An 8,295-nucleotide genomic window follows, 5' to 3' on the forward strand; every position below is an offset into this window, starting at 1 on the left:
ATGGCCCGTCACCACTGATCTACCGTGGCCGGGTGAGCCTTTGGACCTCCCTGGACCCTCCCCTCGGGCGGGACCGGGCTCTCGCACGTCCGGTGCGCTCACCCGGAGTCCTCCGGCGGGCGGAGCGGCACCGGGCGGATCACCGGGCGCATGAACTCCCGCACGTAGGTGCGGTGCCACCACCGGCCGGTGCTCCGCAGCTCGGCCGCGTCGGTGAAGCGGTACCGGTACACGGACGCGCGCACCTGGGCCGGCGGCCCGTCCGGGAACGGGTTGTGGCCCAGCAGCCGCAGGGTGTCCCGGTCGCCGCGCAGCAGCCGCTCCGTGAACGGGCCGAACCAGGCGCGGGCGTACGCGGGCGAGAGTGCGGCGAACCACATCATCCAGTCGAGCCGCAGATGGTACGGCGCGAACTGGCGGGGAAGTCGCCCTGGATCTCCCGGCTTTCCCCGGAAGCCGTACTCCAGCCAGCGGGTGCCCGGGTGGATCACCATGTCGTCCGTTCCCTCGACGACGACTTCGAGCCGCATCCTGCTGATGCTGCCGAACGCGCCGTAGGTGTTGACCAGGTGGAGCGGGTCGTAGGAGCGGTTCATCACCTGGTGGCGGGAGAGCAGATTGCGGGCCGGCCGGTAACCGAGCGCCAGGAGAAGGGCGGTGACCGCCCAGACCACGATCTCGTACCAGAGCGGGGCGCCGGGAAGGGGCCGGGACGGGCCCGCGAGCGGGGACCAGTCGACGGCCGGCAGTGCGAGGGTGACCGTCAGCCAGTTCAGCCAGGCGAAGTTGCCGGAGAGGATCAGCCACAGCTGGGTGACGATCATGACGGCCGCCGCCACGCTCGCCACCGGCTGGGGCGTGAACAGCAGGAAGGGGAGCAGCAGTTGGGTGACATGGTTGGCGGCGACCTCCACCCGGTGCACGGGCGCCGGCAGATGGTGGAAGAACCAGCTGAGCGGGCCCGGCATCGGCTGCGTCTCATGGTGGAAGTCCAGGCAGGTGAGCCGGCGCCAGCAGTCGTCCCCGCGCATCTTGATGAGACCGGCCCCGAACTCCACCCGGAACAACAGCCAGCGCATCAGCCAGAGCAGCGTGACCGGCGGCGCCGTCTCGTCGTTGCCGAGGAAGACGGCCAGGAACCCCGTCTCCAGCAGCAGCGACTCCCAGCCGAAGCCGTACCAGACCTGGCCGACCTGCACGATCGAGAGGTACAGGGCCCAGGGCAGCGCCCACAGGAGCAGAGCGCCCCACAGCGGCAACAAGCCGTCCAGCCCGGCCAGGAGGGCTACGGAGACCGCGCAGCCCGACCACGCCACGGCGGCGAAGAAGCGGTCGGAGTAGTGCAGCCGGAAGAGGCCGGGGGCGGCGGTCCAGGGGGTGCGCCGCAGCAGTTCGGGGACGGGCAGCATGCCCCGCTCGCCGATCAGCGCGCGGAACTGGAGGGCGGCGGTGAGAAACGCGGTGAGATAGACGGCGGCGAGAGCCCGCTGGAAGATCAGCCTGCTCAGCCCGTAGTTTTCCGCGGTGAACCAGTCCACCGGCGTCATTATCGGCCGACCCGGCCCCGCGCCGCGTGACCGACGCGGCGCTCGCGAGGACGTGGCCCGCTCAGCCCGCGGCGGCGATGCGGCGCAGCGTCCGCCCCAAGCGGCGGGTGTAGCGCCGCTGGAACACCCTGACGAGCGGTCCGGCCAGGCGGGTGTACCAGAGGGCGGGCCGGGAGAACGCGGTGACGGCGAACCAGACGGTCCCGTCGTCCGCGAGTTCGACCACGAAGGACTCCTCACCCCTCTCCGGATGGCCGGCGAGTGTTCCGTACGCGAAGCCGATGCGCCTCTCGGTGTACTCCGCCCAGGTCACTTCGCAGGGAGCCACGAAACGCAACGGCCCAATGCGCAGGGTCACTTCGACGGACCCGCCCGCCTCGGCGCGGTCGGCGGACGCGTCGACGAGGGTCCCTGCCGCACGGTGCATGCGCCACTCGGTCACCGCCGCCCCGGCGACCTCGAACGCGGCCCGGCCCCGGCCGACCCGGGCGCGGTGGCGCAGATGGTCGTACCCGTGCGGCAGTGGGTCCGCGCGGGTGGCGCCGATCTCCGGGTAGGTGAAAGTGCTCACCGGTCGTCCCTCCGATGTGTACGCCCGCCGGGCGGAGATGCCGCGGACATGACCTCGTGCCCGAGGCCCAGCCCAGTATCTCGTTTGAACGCGTTCAAGGCTGCGCCGGGCGGCCGTATCCCGGCTTGCGACCGGTGCGGAGGTGCGTCAGACATGAGGGGACCCACCACCCCCGTACGTACTGGCAGGAGAGCACCGTGCGCTCGTCCCGACGACTTCCGTATGCCCTGTCCGCCGTGGTCTCCGTGGCGGCCCTCTCCGCGACCGGGTGTGCCGGCGCACCCGGCGCGGCCCGGCCCGCCGCGACGACCGCCGGTCACGAGGTGGTACTCCAGCCGGCCGCCGCCCGGGGGCCGGCGCCCTTCACCCGGTCCACGGCGGGAGCGGTTCCCGGGGCCGAGGACGCGCAACCACTCCCGGCGAACGGTGCCCCCGCCGCCGCCCCGGTGGTCCACACCGTCACGGGTGACGCGGCGGGACTCTACGGAGGTGTCCGGAACACGCCCAGTTGCGATGTGGCGGCGCAGGCAGACCTGCTGACCGAGGACTCCGGCCGGGCGCGGGCCTTCGCGGGGGTGGCGGGCATCGAGGCGGTGCAGATCCCGGGATACCTGCGCGCGCTGACCCCGGTGGTGCTGCGCGCCGACGTGCGGGTCACCGACCACGGGTTCGCCGGGGGCGCCCCCACCAGATTCCAGACCGTGCTCCAGTCGGGTACCGCGGTGATGGTGGACAGCCGGGGACTGCCCCGGGTGCGGTGCGCCTCGGGCGATCCGCTCGCTCCCGCGGTACCCCTGACCGGACGGGTCGCCGACCGCGGTGAACGCTGGCCCGGATACGCCCCCGAGCGGGTCCTGGACGTCGCCCCCAGCACACGCGTACTGGAGAGCCTGGTCATCGCGGATCTCGTGGAGCGGACATGGATCGAGCGGCCGGGCGGAGAGGGTACCGAGGACAAGAACCCCGCCGACCCGCCCGCGGCCGACCCGGGCGACGGCTTCTTCCCCTTCTCTTCCGACGCGTCCGACGTGTCACCCGAGGGGCCTGACGGTGCGCCGGACTCCGGAGTCCTCGCCCCCGGGGCGCCGGACTCACAGGACGCGCCTGCCGAGGGGCTCCCGGACTTCACGGGCGACGCGGACGGGGCGTCCGGTCTGCCGGACTTCACCGGGGACGCTGCTGTCGACGGTCTGCCGGACTTCACCGAGGACTCTTCCGTCGACGGTCTGCCGGACTTCACCGGCGACGCTGCCGTCGACAGTCTGCCGGACTTCACGGGCGACGCCGACGGGGCGTCCGGCCTCCCGGACTTCACGGAGGACCAGTACCCGGACCTGCCCGACTTCACCGACGGTGCGGCCCCCTCGGTCCAGGACGGCGTCGGCGGCCCGGGTGATGAGGGGCCGGAGACGTCGACCGCGTGACCGGCGGAGGCCGCGCCGCCGTGCTCGGACCCGCGTGCCCCGTGAACCGCTCGAAGAATCCGACAAATGGTGGCAGAGTGGCCGACATGGATGATCGGGTAGCGGGTGCCCTGTCACTCCCGGAAGACTGGCCCGCCCACCCGGACCTCAGCCTCGCCCTGAACCGTATGGGCAGCTTCGACTGGGATCTGGACAGCGGCCTCATGCACATGGACCAGCCCGCACTCGACGTGTTCGATCTGCGGGCCGAGGAATACGACGACCAGCCCACCTCTCTCGCCCTGCGCGTGCCCGAGGACGAGGGCGCCCGGCTCGACGCCATGGTCACGCAGGCGCTGAAGGCCGGGCGGGAAAGCTACGGAGCCTACTTCCGCTGCCGGCTCCGCGACGGCTCGCTGCGCTGGACCCATACCCAGGGGTTCATCCGCCGCGACGCGGAAGGCCGCCCGCGCCGCATCCTCGGTATCGTCCGGGACGCCTCCCAGGAGCTGGCAGACTCCGCCGCACGGCAGGAGCTCGACGAGGAACGGCGCCGGCGGACCAGTCTGGTGCAGGCCACCTCCGCCGCGCTCGCGCACGCCCGTACGGTGCGGGACGTCATCGACGTGCTGAAGAACTCGCGCGGCCTGGCCCACCTGGGGGCCACCAGCCTCGTCATGGGGCTCCTGGAGGCCGGGCGCATCCACCTCGTGGCGGACGGGCCGGAGGGCTCGTTCGTACCGGGCACCCGCTACACGCGGGTGGACGAGCCCTACCCGATGAGCGAGGTGCTGCGGACGCTGGACCCCCGGTTCATCGAGACCTCCGACGACTTCGCCGACTCGTACCCGGAGCTCTGGTCCCAGGTCAGTCACCTCGGCATCACCTCCGCCGCCTACTTGCCGCTGATCGCCCAGGGCCGCCCGATCGGCGCGCTCGGCCTGCTGTACGACGACCGCTCGGGTTTCGCCGCCGACGAGCGCAACCTCTTGGTCGCCCTGGGCAGTTCCATCGCGCAGAGCCTCCAGCGCGCGATGCTCTACGAGCAGGAGCACGACCTCGCCGAGGGGCTCCAGCAGGCGATGCTGCCGCGCCGCATCCCGGAGGTGCCGGGCGCGCAGGTCGCCGTCCGGTACCGCTCCGCCCGGATGGGGCGCGACATCGGAGGCGACTGGTACGACGTCATCCCGCTCCCCGGCGGCCGGGTCGGCGCCGTCATCGGAGACGTCCAGGGCCATGACACCCACGCGGCGGCCGTGATGGGCCAGCTCAGGATCGTGCTGCGCGCCTACGCGGCCGAGGGGCACAGCCCCGCCACGGTCATGGCCCGCGCCTCCGTCTTCCTGCACGAGCTCGACACCGACCGCTTCGCCACCTGCATCTACGCCGAGGTGGACCTGACCACCGGTGTGATGCAGATGGTCCGGGCCGGCCACATGGAGCCGCTGGTCCGGGACCCCGACGGCAGTTGCCACAAGCTGTTCGTCGAGGGCGGCCTGCCGCTCGGGCTCTCCGCCGAGTTCGGCCGCCTGGACTATCCGGTGAGCACCGTCGAACTCGACCCCGGACAGACGCTGGTCTTCTACACGGACGGCCTGGTGGAGCTGCCCGGCACCGACTTCGACGCCGGGATGCGCCTGCTGACGGACATGGTGCGCAACGGCCCCCAGGACATCCGGCGGCTGGCCGACCAGCTCTGCGAGGCGGTCGACGAATACGGCGGTGAGGACGACGTGGCGGTTCTGCTGCTGCGGCGCGACGCGGCGCCCACGCCGCAGCCCGGCGGGCGGCTCCGGCAGCACGTCGCCCAGAACGACCCCGACGCGCTGAGTTCGGCCCGGCACATGATCAGAGCCGCGGTCCGTGCCTGGGGCGCCCGGGAACGCGCGGACGAGATCGAACTCGCCGCCGACGAACTGATCACCAACGCTCTGATGCACACGGACGGCGGCGCCATCGTCACCATCCGGATTCTCGCCGGGGGCGAACGACGGCTGCGGGTGGACGTGGAGGACCGCTCCAGTGCCCTGCCGCGCCGCCGTGACGCGGGGGACGCCGGAGTCTCGGGTCGTGGGCTGATGCTCGTGGACCGGCTCGCCGACGTCTGGGGGGTCGAGTCCCGGGGCGGCGGCAAGTGTGTCTGGGGGGAGTTCCTCATCCCCGAACGGTTCGAGCGGGCGGGCCGGCCCGGACGCAAGGCGCACCACGAACTTCCGGACCGGCCCGACGATGCTGACCGATCCGATCACACTGACCGATCCGACCACGCGGGCCGATCCGACCATGCCGACGGGCTCGACCGGCCCGACCGGCCCGACCGGCCCGACGGGCTCGACGGGCTCGACGGGCCCGACGGGCCGGACGGTGCCGGACCGTTCGGCCCGTCCCGTCGGTCCTGAACTTCGGCGGGTACGGGTCGGAGTGGATTTTTGCCTGCCCGTGAACGAATTCCATCACCTACCGCACGGTAGCTGAAAGTAACATGTCCGTTCTTGACCGTAACCGGCCGACGTGGGTTGACTGGGGTCGTACGGCGGTCTGGCTCTCCCCCCGATGACATGAGGACCCCCATGGGTACCGAACTGCTCGCCCCCCTCGATCTGGCCTTCTGGCGCCTGGAGTCCGAGGCCCACCCGATGCATCTGGGCGCGCTCGCCGTCTTCTCCCCGGTGCCCGGTGGTCCTCGGCAGGACGTGCTGGAACTCCTCCGGGAGCGGGCGGCGGCCGTCCCCCGGCTCCGGATGCGGGTACGGGACGTCCTGCTGCCCCTCGGTGGTGCGGCCTGGTCCACCGACAAGGACTTCGACGTCCGCCACCATGTGCACCGAGCCGCGCTGCCGGCGGGCGACTTCATGGCGGCGGCGACCTCGCTCGCGGGCGACCTGATGGAGCGCCCGATCGCCCGGGGGCTGCCGCCCTGGGAGATGTACCTGCTGGAGGGCGGGTCGGACGGCGGCCCGTTCGCCGTTCTCGTGAAGCTGCACCACGCGCTGGCCGACGGCATGCGCGCCGTGGCGATCGGCGCGGGCATCTTCGACGAGATCGCCGCCGTCGCCTCCCGTCGCGCGACGGCCGTGCGGCGCACCCCCGTCCCGCCGCGATCCTGGATGCCCGGCCCGCGGGAGGTCGCCGGCCTCGCGCTCGGCCGCCTCGAAGAGGTCGGCCGGGCGCTGGGCGTGGGGGCGTCGGTGGTGCGCGCGAGCCGGCTGGCGCCGGGTGGGTCCGGCGCTCTGGCGGCGGGTTCCAGCGGCACCCGGCGGCTCGTCACCGCCGACCTGGACGCGGAGGCGGTGCGGTGTGTCCGCAGGGCCGAGGGCGGCACGGCCAACGACGTGCTGCTCGCCGTCGTCGCCGGGGCGCTGCGGCGCTGGATGACCGGGCGCGGCGAGGAACTGCCCGGCGACGACCCCCGAGCTCTGGTGCCCGTCTCGCGCCGTCGCCCGGGCGGCGCCGCCCAGAACGGAAACCGGCTCTCCGCCTACCTCCTCGGCCTCCCGGTCTCCGAGCCGGACGCCCGTCGCCGGCTGCGGGCCGTACGTATCGCGATGGAGCGCAACAAGGCCGCCGGGCCGCTGAAGGGCGCGGGAGCCGTCGCCGTACTGGCCGACCGGTTGCCGCCGCTGGCTCACCGTTTCGGCGCTCCGCTCGCCGGGAACGCGGCCCGGATGCTCTTCGACCTCCTGGTCACCAGTGTCCCGCTGCCCCGTGCCGAACTGTCGCTGGGCGGCTGCCCGCTGCGCTCCCTCTACCCGATGGCCCCGCTGGCCCGGGGGCAGTCGCTGGCCGTGGCGCTCTCCGCCTACGGCGGGCGGGTGCAGGTCGGGCTGGTCGCCGACGGCCGGGCGCTGCCCGACCTCGACCTGCTCGGGGCGGCGATGACGGACGAGCTGGCGGCGCTCCAGGAACTCGCCGGGGCGCCCCTGCCGGTACTCGGTCGAGCGGAGTGATCGGACTGATCGCGGGTGAAAAGGGAGAATGATCCACGCCGACCCGGTTGACTTGCTCCAGTGATCCGATGAATATTCGCTCTGTACGGTAAAGCGATCATTCAGCAAGGACGGCAGGGCATGCGGCGCAGCACACTCGGACGTACCGCCGTCGAGGTCACCGAACTGTCCTTCGGGGCGGCGGCCATCGGCAATCTCTTCAGTGCAGTCGACCCCGAGCAGGCGGCTCTCGCGGTGGACGCCGCGTGGGACGAGGGCGTCCGGCACTTCGACACCGCCCCGCACTACGGCCTCGGCCTCTCCGAGCGGCGGCTCGGCGCCGCACTGCGGTCCCGGCCCCGCTCCTCGTACACCCTCTCCACGAAGGTCGGGCGGATACTCGACCCGCTGCCCGCCGGGACTCCGGTGCCGGACGGGCTCGACGACGGGTTCGCCGTTCCTGTGACGCACCGCCGTCGCTGGGACTTCAGCGCGGACGGTGTGCGCAAGTCCATCGAGGACAGCCTGCTGCGCCTCGGCCTCGACCGCGTCGACGTGGTCTATCTGCACGACCCGGACGACCACGCGGAGGCGGCCTTCGGCGAGGCGTACCCGGCCCTCGAACAACTGCGCGGCGAAGGCGTCGTCGGCGCGATCGGCGCCGGAATGAACCAGACCGCCCTGCTCACCCGATTCCTGCGGGACACCGACGTCGACGTCGTGCTCTGCGCCGGCCGCCACACCCTGCTCGACGGCACCTCGTCCTTCAGCTTCGCACGGTCGTCGAAGTGGCGGCCGGTGACCGTGTCGCTCTTCCGCAGCCATGGCCATCGGCGACACACTCGTCG

Annotated in this window: 6 protein-coding genes; 4 read left to right on the top strand and 2 right to left on the bottom strand. The window is 72.5% G+C overall.

Going from position 1 to position 8,295, the window contains the following annotated elements; all coding sequences use genetic code 11:
- Positions 1–98: 98 nt before the first annotated feature.
- Together ACWD3D_RS29130 and ACWD3D_RS29135 are read right to left on the bottom strand one after the other, a co-directional pair.
- Positions 99–1,538, bottom strand: a complete 1,440-nt coding sequence (locus ACWD3D_RS29130) for a lipase maturation factor family protein (protein ID WP_451463759.1) — start codon at positions 1,536–1,538, stop codon at positions 99–101.
- A gap of 70 nt (positions 1,539–1,608) precedes the next feature.
- Positions 1,609–2,118, bottom strand: a complete 510-nt coding sequence (locus ACWD3D_RS29135; protein ID WP_451463760.1) for a DUF1990 family protein — start codon at positions 2,116–2,118, stop codon at positions 1,609–1,611.
- 197 nt (positions 2,119–2,315) lie between these two features.
- Between ACWD3D_RS29135 and ACWD3D_RS29140 the strand changes: the two genes are divergently transcribed.
- The 4 genes from ACWD3D_RS29140 to ACWD3D_RS29155 all read left to right on the top strand — a co-directional run.
- A complete protein-coding gene (locus ACWD3D_RS29140) occupies positions 2,316–3,542 on the top strand; it encodes a DUF6777 domain-containing protein (RefSeq protein ID WP_451463761.1) in 1,227 nt (408 codons plus the stop codon).
- Positions 3,543–3,628: 86 nt separating this feature from the next.
- The gene (locus ACWD3D_RS29145) at positions 3,629–5,920 is read left to right on the top strand and encodes a SpoIIE family protein phosphatase (RefSeq protein WP_451463762.1); all 2,292 of its coding nucleotides are present in this window, start codon (positions 3,629–3,631) and stop codon (positions 5,918–5,920) included.
- A gap of 171 nt (positions 5,921–6,091) precedes the next feature.
- Positions 6,092–7,468, top strand: a complete 1,377-nt coding sequence (locus tag ACWD3D_RS29150) for a wax ester/triacylglycerol synthase family O-acyltransferase (protein WP_451463763.1) — start codon at positions 6,092–6,094, stop codon at positions 7,466–7,468.
- A gap of 120 nt (positions 7,469–7,588) precedes the next feature.
- The coding region (locus ACWD3D_RS29155) for an aldo/keto reductase (RefSeq protein WP_451463764.1) at positions 7,589–8,295 on the top strand (707 nt) is incomplete at its 3' end.

The sequence above is a fragment of the Streptomyces sp. NPDC002690 genome (assembly GCF_053592415.1).